At 54.2% G+C, this 15687-nt stretch carries 13 protein-coding genes, 2 tRNA genes and 2 other RNA genes; 7 read left to right on the top strand and 10 right to left on the bottom strand.

The window, feature by feature from the left end; translation table 11 throughout:
• Positions 1–38: 38 nt before the first annotated feature.
• The 8 genes from xthA to FHU12_RS07625 form a co-directional block, all read right to left on the bottom strand.
• Positions 39–845 carry an exodeoxyribonuclease III gene (xthA, locus tag FHU12_RS07590; protein ID WP_033634797.1) on the bottom strand — a complete coding sequence of 269 codons (807 nt, stop codon included), beginning with the start codon at positions 843–845 and terminating at the stop codon, positions 39–41.
• Positions 846–946: 101 nt separating this feature from the next.
• Complete coding sequence (locus FHU12_RS07595) at positions 947–1519, bottom strand: LOG family protein (protein WP_004932190.1); 573 nt, start codon at positions 1517–1519, stop codon at positions 947–949.
• A gap of 194 nt (positions 1520–1713) precedes the next feature.
• Positions 1714–1841, bottom strand: a non-coding RNA gene (locus tag FHU12_RS07600) — RtT sRNA.
• A 47-nt stretch (positions 1842–1888) separates the two neighbouring features.
• Positions 1889–2016, bottom strand: a non-coding RNA gene (locus tag FHU12_RS07605) — RtT sRNA.
• A gap of 47 nt (positions 2017–2063) precedes the next feature.
• Positions 2064–2148: transfer RNA gene (locus FHU12_RS07610), tRNA-Tyr, on the bottom strand.
• Positions 2149–2337: 189 nt separating this feature from the next.
• Positions 2338–2422 (bottom strand) — tRNA-Tyr (locus FHU12_RS07615).
• A gap of 176 nt (positions 2423–2598) precedes the next feature.
• Positions 2599–3447 (bottom strand): formyltetrahydrofolate deformylase, encoded by an 849-nt coding sequence (gene purU, locus FHU12_RS07620; protein WP_060423821.1) that lies wholly within the window; start codon positions 3445–3447, stop codon positions 2599–2601.
• A 68-nt stretch (positions 3448–3515) separates the two neighbouring features.
• On the bottom strand, positions 3516–3980 hold the full coding sequence (locus FHU12_RS07625; RefSeq protein WP_038877235.1) for a YchJ family protein: 465 nt from the start codon (positions 3978–3980) through the stop codon (positions 3516–3518).
• A gap of 117 nt (positions 3981–4097) precedes the next feature.
• Between FHU12_RS07625 and rssA the strand changes: the two genes are divergently transcribed.
• From rssA to FHU12_RS07650, 5 genes are all read left to right on the top strand, one after another.
• Positions 4098–5000, top strand: a complete 903-nt coding sequence (gene rssA / locus FHU12_RS07630; protein WP_141968438.1) for a patatin-like phospholipase RssA — start codon at positions 4098–4100, stop codon at positions 4998–5000.
• A gap of 103 nt (positions 5001–5103) precedes the next feature.
• Positions 5104–6117: a two-component system response regulator RssB gene (gene rssB, locus FHU12_RS07635; protein WP_141968440.1), complete on the top strand. Its 1014-nt coding sequence runs from the start codon at positions 5104–5106 to the stop codon at positions 6115–6117.
• Between the two features lie 213 nt (positions 6118–6330).
• Positions 6331–7248: a UTP--glucose-1-phosphate uridylyltransferase GalU gene (galU, locus tag FHU12_RS07640; RefSeq protein ID WP_141968442.1), complete on the top strand. Its 918-nt coding sequence runs from the start codon at positions 6331–6333 to the stop codon at positions 7246–7248.
• A 43-nt stretch (positions 7249–7291) separates the two neighbouring features.
• The gene (locus FHU12_RS07645; RefSeq protein ID WP_141968444.1) at positions 7292–8635 is read left to right on the top strand and encodes a UDP-glucose dehydrogenase family protein; all 1344 of its coding nucleotides are present in this window, start codon (positions 7292–7294) and stop codon (positions 8633–8635) included.
• A 9-nt stretch (positions 8636–8644) separates the two neighbouring features.
• A complete protein-coding gene (locus FHU12_RS07650; RefSeq protein WP_038877245.1) occupies positions 8645–9655 on the top strand; it encodes an NAD-dependent epimerase in 1011 nt (336 codons plus the stop codon).
• A gap of 184 nt (positions 9656–9839) precedes the next feature.
• On the opposite strand, the gene hns is transcribed toward FHU12_RS07650, so the two are convergent.
• A complete protein-coding gene (gene hns / locus FHU12_RS07655) occupies positions 9840–10247 on the bottom strand; it encodes a histone-like nucleoid-structuring protein H-NS (protein WP_004932170.1) in 408 nt (135 codons plus the stop codon).
• A 701-nt stretch (positions 10248–10948) separates the two neighbouring features.
• Between hns and FHU12_RS07660 the strand changes: the two genes are divergently transcribed.
• Complete coding sequence (locus tag FHU12_RS07660) at positions 10949–11533, top strand: thymidine kinase (RefSeq protein ID WP_141968446.1); 585 nt, start codon at positions 10949–10951, stop codon at positions 11531–11533.
• A gap of 119 nt (positions 11534–11652) precedes the next feature.
• Here the strand turns inward: FHU12_RS07660 and adhE are convergent, their stop codons facing one another.
• Complete coding sequence (gene adhE, locus FHU12_RS07665) at positions 11653–14325, bottom strand: bifunctional acetaldehyde-CoA/alcohol dehydrogenase (protein ID WP_060439800.1); 2673 nt, start codon at positions 14323–14325, stop codon at positions 11653–11655.
• Between the two features lie 531 nt (positions 14326–14856).
• Between adhE and FHU12_RS07670 the strand changes: the two genes are divergently transcribed.
• Positions 14857–15501: a YchE family NAAT transporter gene (locus tag FHU12_RS07670; protein ID WP_015378089.1), complete on the top strand. Its 645-nt coding sequence runs from the start codon at positions 14857–14859 to the stop codon at positions 15499–15501.
• Positions 15502–15687: the final 186 nt, after the last annotated feature.

Consider the following 15687-nt stretch of genomic DNA (forward strand, 5'->3'; position numbering starts at 1 on the left):
CACAGAGTAAAACCCCGGCGAGCGCCGGGGTGATGGGGTTACAGCGTAAATTCCGCCCACACCGGTGCATGGTCGGAAGGTTTCTCCATACCACGGGTTTGGTAATCGATGCCGGTGGCGATGCAGCGCGAAGCCAGCGGGGTGCTGGCCAGCAGCAGATCGATGCGCAGGCCGCGGTTGTCGTCGAACCCTTTGGAGCGGTAGTCGAACCACGAGAATTCGTCGTTGCGCCCCGGGTTGGCGTGGCGGTAGGTATCCACCAGGCCCCAGTTCAGCAGGCGGTCCATCCATTCGCGCTCTTCCGGCAGGAAGGAACACTTGCCGGTGCGCAGCCAGCGTTTACGGCTGTCTTCGCCGATGCCGATGTCATAATCGCTGGGGCTGATGTTCATATCCCCCATGATCAACACCGGGGATTCCGCCGACAGCTGCTGCTCCAGGTAGTTTTGCAGATCCTGATAAAAGCGTGTTTTAGCCGGGAATTTGATCGGATGGTCGCGGCTTTCACCTTGCGGGAAGTAGCCGTTGATCACTGTCAGCGTACCCTGTGGCGTAGCCAGATCGGCCATGATGATGCGACGTTGCGCGTCTTCTTCATCGGTCGGGAAACCGCGGCGCACGGCCAGAGGCTCCGCTTTGGTCAGCAGCGCAACGCCGTAATGGCCTTTTTGCCCGTGATAGAACACGTGATAGCCGTGCTGGCTGACTTCTTCCAGCGGGAACATGTCGTCGTGAACTTTAGTTTCCTGCAGACCGATCACGTCGGGCTGGTGCTGTTCGATAATTGCCGCCAGCTGATGCGGACGCGCGCGCAGTCCATTGATATTAAAAGAGACAAACTTCATGAGCGGTGCCGTTTTCACGAGAAAAATGTGCTGTGATAGTAGCAGAGTTTGGCGGGAAATGTAACGCAGACAGCGGCGGGGCCGCTGACTGCGCAGCGGGTTTATTTCGCCCAGCGGTCGTAATTTTTAGGCTGATAGTCGTCAAACTGTTGCAGCAGCGTTTGTGCCGATTCACTGATGTGCAGGGTGCCGAGATAGTCGTGGCGCATAAAGCCCTGATCGGCGACGTGCTCGAGGAACTGGCTCAGCGGGCGGTAGAATCCGTTGACGTTCAGCAGGCCGACCGGTTTGTTGTGATAGCCGATTTGCCCCCAAGTCCAGATTTCAAACAGCTCTTCCAGCGTGCCGATGCCGCCGGGCAGGGCGATAAAACTGTCCGCCAGCGCCGCCATACGGGCTTTGCGCGTATGCATATCGGGCACCACTTCCAGTTCGGTCAGGCCGCGATGCGCCGTTTCCGCTTCAACCAGGCGTTCGGGGATAATGCCGACAGCTTCACCGCCCGCTGCCAACACGGCGTCCGCCACGATCCCCATCAATCCTTTTTTGCCGCCGCCGTAGATTAAACGGCGCCCCTGTGCGGCCAGCAGCTGCCCCAGTTGACGAGCCTGCTCGGCATAAGCGGGATTGACGCCTTCGCTGGCGCCACAAAAAACGCAAATATTGTTTCGCATCCACCTGTTCCTTACTGCACTAAAGAAGCCAGTGGTATAGCGAATTGTCGGCCGGAGTTCAAGTTACTGCTGGGAGTGAGGAAATAAAACATCGAGGTGAGAGCGGGGAATAAGGGGAGATAAATTGAGTTTATTGATACGAGGGCATTGGGTGCGATGTGCTTTAAGTCGATTTGGGAATGTTCTTCAAAGGAGGGGGGTGAGGGAAGGATGATTCGTCGCTGTGCGACTCACCCTGCGGGCCGCGCTGACGCGCGTTGTCTCACTGCGTGAGACTCGAACCTTAGTCGAAGCTTCTCATCCTTCCCCGGTGCGGAGCAATATGGATGCGATGTGTTTTAACTTGGTTCAGGGATTTTTTGCAAGGGATGGTGGTGGGGGAAGGATGATTCGTCGCTGTGCGACTCACCCTGCGGGCCGCGCTAAAGCGCGTTGTCTCACTGCGTGAGACTCGAACCTTGGTCGAAGCTTCTCATCCTTCCCCAATACGGAGCGTTATGGAGGCGATGAAATTTTAATTCGGTTTGGGGATTTCTGCAAGGGATGGTGGTGGGGGAAGGATTCGAACCTTCGAAGTCTGTGACGGCAGATTTACAGTCTGCTCCCTTTGGCCGCTCGGGAACCCCACCATGGTATTCATGGGTTTACTGATTTTTTAAGGAATGGGCTAAATTCCTATTGTGTGCTTCTAAGGATTACCGCGCTAAAGCGCGTTGTCTCGCTACGCTCGGCTCGAACCTTGTCGAAGCTTCTCATCCTCCCCCTCGGCGTTTAATGAGATTTCAGCTTTCGCTTCAAGTTCATCAACAAAGAGAAGATGGTGGTGGGGGAAGGATTCGAACCTTCGAAGTCAGTGACGGCAGATTTACAGTCTGCTCCCTTTGGCCGCTCGGGAACCCCACCATATTACATGGCTATTTAACTGGCCTTGCTTGCGAGAGCGCTGTCTCGGTAAGCGGGGCGCATCATATCAAATGAAGCGGATGTGTAAAGCATTGAAATGCAGAAAATGAATCGTTTGCCGTTTTTTTATTCTTGGCGGTGCATCCCTGAACGAAATGCACCGATTTATTGAGCGATTACAGAATAACGGTGCGGTTGCCGTAAACGAAGACGCGCTGCGCCAGCACCTGATACAGCGCGCGGCTAAGCACATTTTTCTCTACGTCGCGCCCGGCGCGCATCATATCCTCGGCGGAATAGGTGTGATCGACGTGGATCACGTCCTGCATGATGATCGGGCCTTCGTCGAGATTGTCGTTAACGTAGTGGGCGGTGGCGCCGATGATTTTTACCCCGCGCTCATAGGCCTGGTGATAAGGGCGCGCGCCGATAAATGCCGGCAGGAACGAATGGTGAATGTTGATCACCTGATTCGGATAATGCTGCACGAAGGCCGGGGTCAGCACGCGCATATATTTGGCCAGCACCACGTAATCCGGCTGATATTGATCGATCTGGGCCGTCATTTCGCGGTCGTGTTGCTCACGCGTCAAGCCTTCGTGGCTCACCAAATGGAAAGGAATATCGAAACGTTCCACCAGCGTTTGCAGCGTGTCGTGGTTGCCGATCACGGCGGCGATTTCAACGTCGAGGCCGCCATAGGCGCTTTTCATCAACAAGTCGCCCAGGCAGTGAGCCTCTTTGGTGACCAGCACCACGATGCGACGGCGCCCGGTGCTGTGCAGCTCGCGCAGCGAACCTTCCGGCAGCGCGCTGTCCAAATCGGCCAGCAGCGTGTTGTCGTTGAAAATGCCTTCCAGCTCGGTACGCATGAAGAAACGCCCGGTGCGGTGATCGACGAACTCATTATTCTGGACGATATTGAGTTCGTGCTTGTAACAGATGTTGGTGATCTTGGCGATCAGCCCTTTGGCGTCCGGGCAGATGGTGCGTAACACTTTCCGTTGTACATTTTGGTGTGGCATGGGTTTGAGGATCCTGTCTGATACTGAACAGCCTGTCTGCGCAGGCGTAAACGTGAAGCGCCGGCCGGCTAGCGCCCGCAGCACTTCTTGTATTTTTTCCCTGAGCCACAGGGACAAATCGCATTTCTGCCGGGCTGGGGCTTGGTGCCGTCGATATAATACCAACGTTGATCGCGACGAAGGAAGCGCGAGCGCTCATGCATCGCCTGCGGTTCGCCGCTTTCGCCATCGGTAAAACGGGCGATGAATTCGACGAAGCCTTCGTCCGGCTCATGACCGGCTTTTTCTTCCACGATCGTCAGGCCCAGCCATTCGGTATTTTTAAAGCTGTCGACGATCGCATTGCGCCAGGCTTCAGCGCCGCAGTCGGGATGCCAGGTGGCGATCAGGTAATCGACGTTATGATTCACATAGGCGGTGAAGCGTGAACGCATCAGCTGGCCGGGCGTCGGCGCCGGCTGGTTGCCGCTGATAAAAGGGGCACAGCATGCGTTATACGCCAGTCCGCTGCCGCATGGGCATGATTCGGGCAAAATAACTCCTGAGAAGACGAGGCAGAAAATGAATTTAGCGCATATGTTACCTAACAATATTCGTCAGTGACAATCTACCCTGAAAGCAGATACCCCTGTTATCGAGAGGATGGCGCTATGCGGCAAATCAAGATCGGACTGGCGTTGGGAGCTGGCTCGGCCAAAGGCTGGGCGCACATCGGCGTGATCAATGCGTTAAAGAAACTGGGAATTGAGGTCGATATCGTTGCCGGCTGCTCTGTCGGTGCGTTAGTGGGCGCGGCGTTCGCCAGCCATCGCCTGCCGGCGATGGAGCAGTGGGTGCGGTCGTTCAGCTATTGGGACGTGATTCGTCTGATGGATTTTTCCTGGCAGCGTGGTGGCTTGTTGCGCGGCGATCGCGTGTTTAATGCCGTCGGACAGCTGTTGAAGATCAACGATATTGCCGAATGCGCGCTCAAGTTCGGCGCCGTGACGACCAATCTCAGCACCGGCCGCGAACTGTGGCTGACCGAAGGCGATATTCATCAGGCGGTGCGTGCGTCTTGCAGCATGCCCGGCCTGTTGGCGCCGGTGTGGGCCGACGGCTATTGGCTGGTGGACGGCGCGGTGGTCAATCCGGTTCCGGTGTCGCTTTGCCGGGCGCTGGGCGCCGATATCGTCATTGCGGTCGATCTGCAGCATGACGCGCACCTGATGCAGCAGGATTTGTTCTCGGTACGCATTGAGGACGAAAGTTCGGACGATGCGCCTGCCGATACCTGGCGCGGGCGTCTGAGAGAGCGCGTCGGCAGAATGCGACAGCGTAAATCGACGACGGCGCCGACGGCGATGGAGATTATGGGCACCTCGATTCAAATGCTGGAAAATCGCCTGAAGCGCAACCGGATGGCGAGCGATCCGCCGGACGTGTTGATCCAACCTTTTTGCCCGCAAATCTCGACGCTGGATTTCCACCGCGCCGATGAAGCGATCGAGGCAGGGTTACTGGCGGTGGAAAAACAACTGGATCGGTTGTTGCCGTTGATAAAAAATAGATAATTCTCGGTTCTCGGTTGGCAATGCGCGGTCGGTCTGATTCAGACGAGCATAAGTGACCTTTTTGAGCCACTATTACACTATGGAAAGGGACGAGGCTCGGCTGATGGCATTACCACTCACTCACAAACGCATCTTGATCGTTGAGGACGAACAGGTTTTTCGTTCCGTGCTGGTCGGTTATTTGACCTCGCTGGGCGCTGAAACCGGCGAGGCGACCAACGGTTTGCAGGCGCTGAGTGCCGTCGAGGACTTCAAGCCCGATCTGATTCTGTGCGATCTCGCGATGCCGGAAATGGGTGGTATCGAATTCGTTGAGCACCTGCGTTTGCAGGGAGGGCAGATCCCGGTGCTGGTGATCTCGGCCACCGACAAGATGGCCGACATTGCCAAGGTGTTGCGCTTGGGCGTACAGGATGTCCTGCTGAAGCCCCTGACCGATCTCAATCGCCTGCGTGAAGCGGTGCTGGCGTGTTTATACCCCAATATGTTCACCTCCCAGGCGATGGAAGAGGTTGAGCTTTTTCAGGATTGGGATGCGCTGAGCAAAAATCCTTCCGAAGCCGTCAAACTGCTTAAACAACTGCAACCGCCGGTACAGCAGACCATTGCACATTGCCGGATCAACTATCGGCAGTTAACCACGGGCGAAAATCCCGGCCTGGTGCTGGATATTGCCGCGTTGTCAGAAAAAGACCTGGCATTCTATTGCCTGGACGTCACGCGCGCCGGTGATAATGGCGTATTGGCGGCATTGCTGTTACGCGCATTATTTAATGGGTTGCTGCAAGACCATCTGGCTAATCAGCAACATCGCCTGCCGCAAATGTCAGCATTGTTAAAGCAGGTTAATCAATTATTGCGGCAGGGGAAATTAGACGGACAATTCCCACTGTTGCTGGGATATTATCACGCCGAAAATAAGAACCTGATTTTGGTGTCCGCCGGGCTGCATGCCAACGTCAATACCGGTGATAATCAAATTCAGCTGAGCAACGGCGTACCGCTGGGGACGCTGGGGGCGACCTACATGAACCAGATCAGTCAACGTTGCACCGCCTGGCAATGTCAGGTGTGGGGCAGCGGGGGCCGATTGCGGCTGATGCTGAGCGCTGAATAACGGGCGCCGAGCGGCGAGATCTTAAGCTATTCACTTATCGGTAATTAAACCGTTTATTTATTCTCCCGATTATCAGAACGGGTAATAGTCCTAAATGTTTTCTATTTGTGTTCTGGCTAATGCTCGGCGCGCATAAGCTGGTATACTCCGAAGGTTTTTTTATATCGAGCCCAAGCTCATAAAATGAGCGCTTTAGCTTTAAGAGAGGAAATAATGCCTGCTGTAAATCGCAAAGTCAGAAAAGCCGTGATCCCGGTTGCAGGCTTGGGTACGCGGATGTTACCAGCCACCAAAGCCATTCCAAAAGAAATGCTGCCGCTGGTTGATAAACCGCTGATCCAATACGTCGTCAATGAGTGCATTGCGGCAGGGATTAACGAGATTGTGCTGGTCACTCACTCCTCCAAAAACTCGATCGAAAACCATTTTGATACCAGTTTCGAACTGGAAGCGATGCTGGAAAAACGCGTCAAGCGCCAATTGCTGGATGAAGTACAGTCGATCTGCCCGAAAGGCGTTACCGTGATGCAAGTCCGTCAGGGGAATGCCAAAGGCCTGGGGCACGCTATCATGTGCGCCTACCCGATCGTGGGCGATGAGCCGGTCGCCGTGGTATTGCCGGACGTGATCCTCGATGAATACAGCGCCGATCCGAAAAAAGACAACCTGCACGACATGCTGCAGCGCTTCGAAGCCACCGGCGTCAGCCAGATCATGGTTGAACCCGTGCCGCATAAGGATGTCGGAAACTACGGCGTAGCAGACTGCAAGGGCGTCGAGCTGCAGCCCGGCGAAAGCGCGCCGATGGTCAGCGTGGTCGAGAAGCCGTCGCCGGATAAAGCGCCTTCCAACCTGGCGATCGTGGGTCGTTACGTGCTGTCCGCCGATATTTGGCCGCTGTTGGCGAGAACGCCTCCCGGCGCCGGCGACGAAATTCAGCTGACTGACAGTATCGAAATGCTGATGCAGCAGGAAACGGTGGAAGCGTATCACCTGAAAGGCGTGAGCCATGATTGTGGTAACAAACTGGGTTACATGCAGGCCTTTGTGGAATATGGCATGCGCCATGCCAGCCTGGGCAAAGAATTTTCTCAGTGGCTGCAACAGGTTGTTGCCGCTGACAAGAAGTAATTGAGCGATCCTTCGTCTTAATTTGAAAAACTAGGATTTTCACATGAAAGTAACAGTTTTTGGTATTGGTTATGTGGGGCTGGTGCAGGCCGCCGTACTGGCTGAAGTTGGCCATGACGTTATGTGTATTGACGTCGATGAGCGAAAAGTCGAAAACCTGAAAAAGGGGAATATCCCGATTTTCGAACCGGGTCTGACGCCGCTGGTGCAGAAAAACTATGAAGCTGGGCGCCTGCATTTCACCACCGATGCCAAAGCGGGCGTGGCGCACGGGAATATCCAGTTTATCGCCGTCGGCACGCCGCCGGATGAGGACGGTTCCGCTGACCTGAAATATGTCACTGCGGTTGCGCGCACCATCGCCGAGCACATGACCGATCGTAAAGTGGTGATCGACAAATCCACCGTTCCGGTCGGCACGGCGGACAAAGTGCGTCAGGTGATGGCGGAAACGCTGGCGAAACGCGGCAGCAGCGTGCCGTTCGACGTAGTGTCTAACCCGGAATTCCTGAAGGAAGGCGCGGCGGTAGCTGACTGTATGCGCCCTGAGCGCATCGTGATCGGTACCGATAATAAAGATGTGATCGAACCTATTCGCGAGCTGTACGAGCCGTTTAACCGCAATCACGATCGTATGATCATGATGGATATCCGTAGCGCGGAGCTGACCAAGTATGCCGCCAACTGCATGCTGGCGACCAAAATCAGCTTCATGAACGAAATGTCCAACCTGGCGGAAATGCTGGGGGCGGACATTGAGAAAGTGCGTCAGGGTATCGGCTCCGACTCACGCATCGGTTATCACTTTATCTACCCTGGCTGCGGCTACGGTGGTTCTTGCTTCCCGAAAGATGTCCAGGCGTTGATCCGCACGGCGGAGCAGATCGGTTATCAACCGAAGCTGCTGCAGGCGGTAGAGCAGGTCAACTACCAACAGAAAGACAAGCTGAACAGCTTTATCAAAGACTACTTCGGCGGCGATCTGAAGGGTAAAACCTTCGCGCTGTGGGGCCTGGCGTTCAAGCCGAATACCGATGACATGCGTGAAGCGTCCAGCCGTGTGTTGATAGAGCAGCTGTGGGCCGCCGGCGCCACCGTTCAAGCCTACGATCCGGAAGCGATGAACGAAGTTCAACGCATCTATGGGCAGCGTGACGACTTGAAGCTGATGGGAACCAAAGAGGCTGCGCTGCACGGCGCCGATGCTCTGGTGATCTGCACCGAATGGCAGAATTTCCGCGCACCGGACTTCGACGTGATTAAAAGTGAACTGAAGCAGCCGGTGATCTTCGATGGACGTAACCTGTACGATCCGGAGCGTCTGGAGAATCGCGGTTTTACCTACTACGCGATTGGCCGCGGCGCCTCGATTAAACCGGTTATTTAAGGAGTGGGCATGAAATTCCTGGTTACAGGCGCCGCAGGATTTATTGGCTATCACGTTGCAGAGCGTTTGTTGACCGCCGGTCATCAGGTTGTCGGCATTGATAACCTGAACGACTATTATGACGTGGGCCTGAAAACGGCCCGTCTGGACAGACTGGCGGATAAGCCGGGATTCCGCTTTATCAAGCTGGATTTGGCCGATCGTGAAGGGATGGCGGCATTGTTCGCCGAGCATCAGTTCCAACGAGTCATTCATTTGGGGGCTCAAGCCGGCGTACGTTATTCGCTGGTCAATCCGTTGGCTTATGCGGATGCTAACCTGATCGGCCATTTAAACGTTCTGGAAGGTTGCCGTCATAATAAAGTTGAGCATTTGCTCTACGCCTCTTCCAGTTCGGTATATGGCCTGAATCGCAAGCTGCCGTTTGCGACCGAAGATTCGGTTGATCATCCGGTATCATTGTATGCGGCAACGAAAAAGGCCAATGAGCTGATGGCACACAGCTACTCCCATTTATACGGTCTCCCAACGACGGGGCTGCGCTTCTTTACCGTATATGGCCCTTGGGGGCGTCCGGATATGGCGCTGTTCAAATTCACCAAGGCCATATTGGCGGGAGAGAGCATCGATGTATATAACCACGGTGAAATGCACCGTGACTTTACTTACATCGATGATATCGCTGAGGCGATTGTGCGGCTGCAGGCGGTTATTCCGCAGGCAGACCCGTCATGGACCGTTGAACAAGGATCGCCGGCGACCAGCTCCGCACCGTATCATGTTTATAATATCGGCAATAACACGCCTGTTAAACTGATGGAATATATCCGTGCGTTGGAGCAGGCATTGGGGGTGACCGCCCGTAAGAATATGCTGCCGATGCAGCCTGGCGACGTGATGGATACCAGCGCAGACACGGAAGAGCTTTATCGTGACATTGGTTTTAAACCGGAAACCAGCGTTGAAGAGGGGGTGAAGCGCTTCGTTGACTGGTATAAGGCATTCTACCAGGTTCAATAATTGAACGTGGGTAATGCGATAAAGGGGGCCTTAGGGGCCCTTTTTTTTTCACAGAAATTTCATGCTCGAAGGAAAAGCGAATTAGGATATTTACTAAAAGGATAGGGCGGCGGGAACAGAACGATAAGCTTTAAAATGAAAAGGCCCCCCGCAGGGAGCCTTTCAGATACGGACTGAATCGCTATTACAGCAGGAAATCGTCCAGAGATTTACCTTGCTCTTCGATAGCTTTCTTAATCACCGCAGGCGTACGGCCTTGGCCGGTCCAGGTTTTCAGCTCGCCGTTTTCGTCTTTATATTGGTATTTAGCAGGACGTGCTGCACGTTTTGCTTTACCGGCAGCCTTGTTAGCAGCCATGGTTTGCAGCAGTTCATTCGGGTCGATGCCGTCAGCAATCAGCATTTCGCGGTATTGCTGCAGCTTACGAGTGCGTTCTTCGATTTCTGCTTGAGCCTGGCTGTCTTCTTCGCGACGTTCGTTCACAACAACTTCCAGTTTCTCGAGCATTTCTTCCAGCGTTTCCAGAGTGCATTCTCTTGCCTGGGCGCGCAGGGTGCGGATGTTGTTCAAAATCTTTAATGCTTCGCTCATTGTCCTAGTCTCAAATTATATTGGTGGGGGGCGTCTCGATAATAATAGAGTGCTCTTTTCTTTTCTGCAATAGCCAAATTGACTTGAATACTCAAATTTACCTTTAAAAAAACCATTAATCGGATCAGTCCGACAAATAATAGGAAGGCCTGTTAACTATTACCTTCATCGTGCTTAAGTCAAAATTTCAGCAGATATGCTTTAAAGGGCACGTGGCGCAAGGCTTTCATCGATAAGTTATCGCCGTAATTTATATCAATATTACAATGGGTTCTGTGGGCTTAATCACGCCATGGCAAGGCAGACATTGTAAACAATAGGGGTATATAGGTAAAGATTGCGTCAGGTAACGTCGGGGCGTCGGCGGAGGCGATTAAATGCCCGTTATTGGCCTAACGTATAATAGACAGGCGTTCCAGCGCGGCTACAGCGCCTGTGGAGGGGAAAGGGTGGCTATGCATAATGGGCAAATGACCGAGCCTAACCATTAGCAAGAATTAATAGTGATGACAGGCATACATTATCCTGTAAATAGCTGTTAAAAGAACATGCCGACAGAACGATATGTTTCGCTTGAAAGCGCATTATTACGGCGAACGCAATATTCGTACGCTTTGGGCTGAGCCGGGGGGCGGGTTATGGTACACTCACCGTCCTAATCAACATTTGAATATTTCTTATACCATCGGAGTGGCGGGGCCATGGCTCAACTTTATTTTTATTACTCTGCGATGAATGCCGGCAAGTCTACCGCGCTGCTACAGTCTTCATATAACTATCAAGAGCGTGGGATGCGCACGCTGGTGTTCACCGCGGAGATCGATCACCGCTATGGCGTAGGCAAAGTCAGCTCACGCATCGGATTATCTTCGCAGGCCCAGCTTTATAACAACGACTCAATGCTCTTCGCCATGATTCAGCAAGAGTATCAACAGCAGCAGGTGCATTGTGTGCTGCTCGATGAAAGCCAGTTCCTGACCAAAGCGCAGGTTGAGCAATTGTGCGATGTGGTGGACCAACTGGACATTCCGGTATTGTGTTACGGCTTGCGCACCGATTTTCTCGGTGAATTGTTTACCGGCAGCCAATATTTGCTGGCCTGGGCCGATAAGCTAGTGGAATTGAAAACCATCTGTCACTGCGGGCGCAAAGCCAATATGGTGTTGCGACTGGACGAGAATGGCAAAGCGATGCATGCCGGTGAACAGGTGGTGATTGGCGGTAACGAGAGCTATGTCTCCGTCTGCCGCAAGCATTATAAAGAGGCGATTCACTCCCTGGATTAGGGGTGAAAACGCCGCCAGAGCCCGCTGAAGGGTTTTGGCGGCGTGCGCCGAAAGGCAGCGCCTCGGGCGCAATAAAAAACCCGCCGTTTGGCGGGTTTTTTTATCGGTTCACGGAACCGTTATTTCTTGGGCTTCTTTACCGCGGCTTTGGCTGCAGCCGGGGCCGCTGCTTCCTCTTCTACCGCTTCGCTGAATTCGCGGCCGTAGAAGGTATCCAGCATGATTTGCTTCAGTTCGGCAATCAGCGGATAGCGAGGGTTGGCGCCGGTGCATTGGTCGTCGAATGCGTCTTCCGACAGCTTGTCGACTTTCGCCAGGAAGTCCGCCTCCTGCACACCCGCCTCACGGATGGAGGTGGGGATGCCCAACTCGGTTTTCAGCTCGTCCAGCCAGGCCAGCAGTTTCTCAATCTTCTGCGCAGTGCGGTCGCCCGGTGCGCTCAGGCCGAGGTGGTCGGCGATTTCAGCGTAGCGGCGGCGCGCCTGAGGGCGGTCGTACTGGCTGAAGGCCGTCTGCTTGGTCGGGTTGTCGTTCGCGTTGTAGCGAATGACGTTGGAAATCAGCATCGCGTTGGCCAGGCCGTGCGGAATGTGGAACTCCGAACCCAGCTTGTGCGCCATGGAGTGACAGACCCCGAGGAAGGCGTTGGCGAAGGCGATACCGGCGATGGTGGCGGCGTTGTGCACGCGTTCACGGGCAACCGGATTTTTCGCGCCTTCTTTATAGCTGGCCGGCAGATACTCTTTCAACAGTTTCAGCGCTTGCAACGCCTGGCCGTCGGAGTATTCGTTCGCCAGCACCGAAACGTAGGCTTCCAGCGCGTGGGTGACCGCATCCAGACCGCCAAAGGCGCACAGGGATTTCGGCATGTTCATCACCAGGTTGGCATCGACAATTGCCATGTCCGGGGTCAGCGCATAGTCAGCCAGCGGGTATTTCTGTCCGGTGGTGTCGTCGGTTACGACGGCAAACGGCGTGACTTCCGAACCGGTGCCTGACGTGGTGGTGATGGCGATCATCTTCGCTTTCACGCCCATTTTCGGGAACTTGTAGATACGCTTACGGATGTCCATGAAGCGCAGCGCCAGATCCTCGAAGTGCGTTTCAGGATGTTCGTACAGCACCCACATGATTTTCGCGGCGTCCATCGGCGAACCGCCGCCCAGCGCGATGATGACGTCCGGTTTGAAGGAGTTCATCTGCTCGGCGCCCTTGCGCACGATGCTCAGCGTCGGGTCGGCTTCCACTTCGAAGAACACTTCGGTTTCGATGCCGTGAGACTTCAGAACCTTGGTGATCTGGTCGGCATAGCCGTTGTTGAACAGGAAACGGTCGGTCACGATGAAGGCGCGTTTTGCCCCGTCGGTCGCCACTTCTTCCAGCGCGATAGGCAGCGAGCCCCGGCGGAAGTAGATCGATTTCGGAAGTTTATGCCACAACATGTTTTCTGCTCGCTTCGCTACAGTTTTCTTGTTGATCAGGTGTTTAGGTCCGACGTTTTCAGAGATGGAGTTACCACCCCAGGAGCCGCAACCCAGCGTCAGCGAAGGCGCGAGTTTGAAGTTATACAGGTCGCCGATACCACCCTGAGAAGCCGGGGTGTTGATCAGGATGCGAGCCGTTTTCATTTTATCGCCGAAGTAGGCGATGCGAGCCGTTTGGTTATCCTGGTCGGTATACAGGCAGGAGGTGTGGCCAATACCGCCCATGGCGACCAGTTTTTCAGCTTTGGCGACGGCGTCTTCGAAGTCTTTGGCACGGTACATCGCCAGGGTAGGCGACAGCTTTTCATGGGCGAAAGGTTCGGACTCGTCGACCAGCTTCACTTCACCGATCAGCACTTTGGTGTTGGCCGGCACCTTGATACCTGCCATCTCGGCGATTTTCGGTGCGGATTGCCCGACGATAGCCGCGTTCAGACCGCCGTTTTTCAGGATGATGTCCTGAACCGCTTTCAGTTCTTTACCCTGCAGCAGATAGCCGCCGTGGGAAGCGAAGCGTTCGCGTACCGCATCATAAATAGCGTCAACGACGATGACCGACTGTTCGGAAGCGCAGATAACGCCGCTGTCGAAGGTTTTGGACATCAGGATAGAGGCGACCACGCGTTTGATGTCTGCGGTTTCGTCTACCACGACCGGTGTATTACCGGCACCGACGCCGATGGCCGGCTTGCCGGAGCTGTAGGCGGCTTTCACCATGCCCGGGCCACCGGTGGCCAGGATCAGGTTAATGTCAGGGTGGTGCATCAGCTGGTTGGACAGCTCGACGGTCGGTTGGTCGATCCAACCGATGATGTCTTTCGGCGCGCCGGCGGCGATAGCGGCTTGCAGCACGATATCGGCGGCTTTATTGGTGGCATTCTTCGCACGCGGGTGCGGCGAGAAGATGATGCCGTTACGGGTTTTCAGGCTGATCAGCGCTTTGAAGATCGCGGTAGAAGTTGGGTTGGTGGTAGGAACGATACCGCAAATCAGGCCGATAGGTTCGGCGATGGTGATGGTACCGAAAGTGTCATCTTCAGACAGGATGCCACAGGTTTTTTCGTCTTTATAGGCGTTGTAGATGTACTCGGAAGCGAAGTGGTTTTTGATCACTTTGTCTTCGACGATACCCATTCCGGATTCTTCCACGGCCATTTTGGCCAACGGGATACGGGCATCAGCAGCGGCGAGGGCGGCAGCGCGGAAGATTTTATCCACTTGCTCTTGAGTGAAGTTGGCATATTCGCGCTGGGCTTTTTTGACACGTGCGACAAGCTCGTTCAGTTCAGCGACATTCGTTACAGCCATAATGCTCTCCTGATAATGTTAAACTCTTTCAGTAAATAAGCCGTGCGAGCCACTAGTATAGTCATAACGGGAATAAACGGTGATGAGAATACCGGGGCTTTCCCGCGTTATTTCTTCGCATGCTGCTGATTTGCTTAAAGAGCTTTACCCTACGCCAGCCGGAGGGGCAGACCGTGAGGAGAACGGAATCGGCGATGTGGCCACCCACTTTGTTCTACTCCCTGCCTACGACTAAGAGCTTACCCACTGTTGGGTAGTTGATTTGTGATCTAAATCATGAAAACAGCAAGCTGACACCTTTCAGCTTGCGGGTGTTGGGAATCATTCTTGATAACTGTGAGCAATGACTCTTTTTTCAACATAAAAAATCAAAAGGCCATACATCACTTTAACAAAGGGCATTTGTTTCGCTGCATAACTTGCTGACAGTCAAAAATGCTGCTCTGGCCGGATGGATTACCCGCGGCAATTCCATTACATTAGCGCGCATAGGCAGCACACCTTTTTATAGCGATTAATGCGGAGCCATCTGTGGGCCAATCTCTGTTGGATCTTTCCGGCTTTATCAAGTTCTTTGTCGGTCTGTTTGCGCTGGTCAACCCGGTGGGCATTTTGCCGGTGTTCATCAGCATGACCAGCTACCAGGCGGAGGCGGGGCGCAATAAAACCAACCTGACCGCCAACCTGTCGGTCGCCATCATTCTGTGGACCTCGCTGTTCCTGGGCGAAGGGATCCTGCGGATGTTCGGCATCTCTATCGATTCGTTCCGCATCGCCGGCGGTATTCTGGTGGTGACCATCGCCATGTCGATGATCAGCGGCAAGCTGGGGGAAGACAAACAGAACAAACAGGAGAAGTCGGAGAGCGCGATCCGCGAAAGCATCGGCGTGGTGCCGTTAGCGCTGCCGCTGATGGCGGGGCCGGGAGCGATCAGTTCCACCATCGTGTGGAGCTCCCGTTATCACAACTGGCAAAGCCTGCTCGGCTTTACGGTCGCGATCGCCTTGTTCGCCTTTTGCTGCTGGCTGTTGTTCCGCGCCGCGCCACTGTTGGTGCGTCTGCTGGGGCAGACCGGCATCAACGTGATCACCCGTATCATGGGTCTACTGCTGATGGCGCTCGGCATCGAGTTTATCGTTACCGGCATTAAGGCGATATTCCCCGGTCTGTTGTAATACGCCTTGTTTAGCCGCGCCTCTTTCGCGTTAGCGTGGCTAAAATTAATTTTAAAGTTTAAATTATTTATTGGCTCGCATTATTATAGTGCACAGGATGAATAAAATTTATGCGGTTGCACTCTTATGTTGCATAAATCTCATGTTGCTGTTCAAAAAAAACGCTAAGCGTTATTTCAATCACTT

It is taken from the genome of Serratia marcescens, from assembly GCF_006715005.1.
In the GTDB taxonomy this organism is placed as follows: domain Bacteria; phylum Pseudomonadota; class Gammaproteobacteria; order Enterobacterales; family Enterobacteriaceae; genus Serratia; species Serratia montpellierensis.

Coding starts and splice junctions, on each gene's coding strand:
- FHU12_RS07595 (WP_004932190.1), bottom strand. CDS start 1,519: ATGCGAAACAATATTTGCGTTTTTTGTGGCGCCAGCGAAGGCGTCAAT.
- FHU12_RS07645 (WP_141968444.1), top strand. CDS start 7,292: ATGAAAGTAACAGTTTTTGGTATTGGTTATGTGGGGCTGGTGCAGGCC.
- galU (WP_141968442.1), top strand. CDS start 6,331: ATGCCTGCTGTAAATCGCAAAGTCAGAAAAGCCGTGATCCCGGTTGCA.
- adhE (WP_060439800.1), bottom strand. CDS start 14,325: ATGGCTGTAACGAATGTCGCTGAACTGAACGAGCTTGTCGCACGTGTC.
- rssB (WP_141968440.1), top strand. CDS start 5,104: ATGGCATTACCACTCACTCACAAACGCATCTTGATCGTTGAGGACGAA.
- FHU12_RS07650 (WP_038877245.1), top strand. CDS start 8,645: ATGAAATTCCTGGTTACAGGCGCCGCAGGATTTATTGGCTATCACGTT.
- rssA (WP_141968438.1), top strand. CDS start 4,098: ATGCGGCAAATCAAGATCGGACTGGCGTTGGGAGCTGGCTCGGCCAAA.
- purU (WP_060423821.1), bottom strand. CDS start 3,447: ATGCCACACCAAAATGTACAACGGAAAGTGTTACGCACCATCTGCCCG.
- FHU12_RS07660 (WP_141968446.1), top strand. CDS start 10,949: ATGGCTCAACTTTATTTTTATTACTCTGCGATGAATGCCGGCAAGTCT.
- hns (WP_004932170.1), bottom strand. CDS start 10,247: ATGAGCGAAGCATTAAAGATTTTGAACAACATCCGCACCCTGCGCGCC.
- xthA (WP_033634797.1), bottom strand. CDS start 845: ATGAAGTTTGTCTCTTTTAATATCAATGGACTGCGCGCGCGTCCGCAT.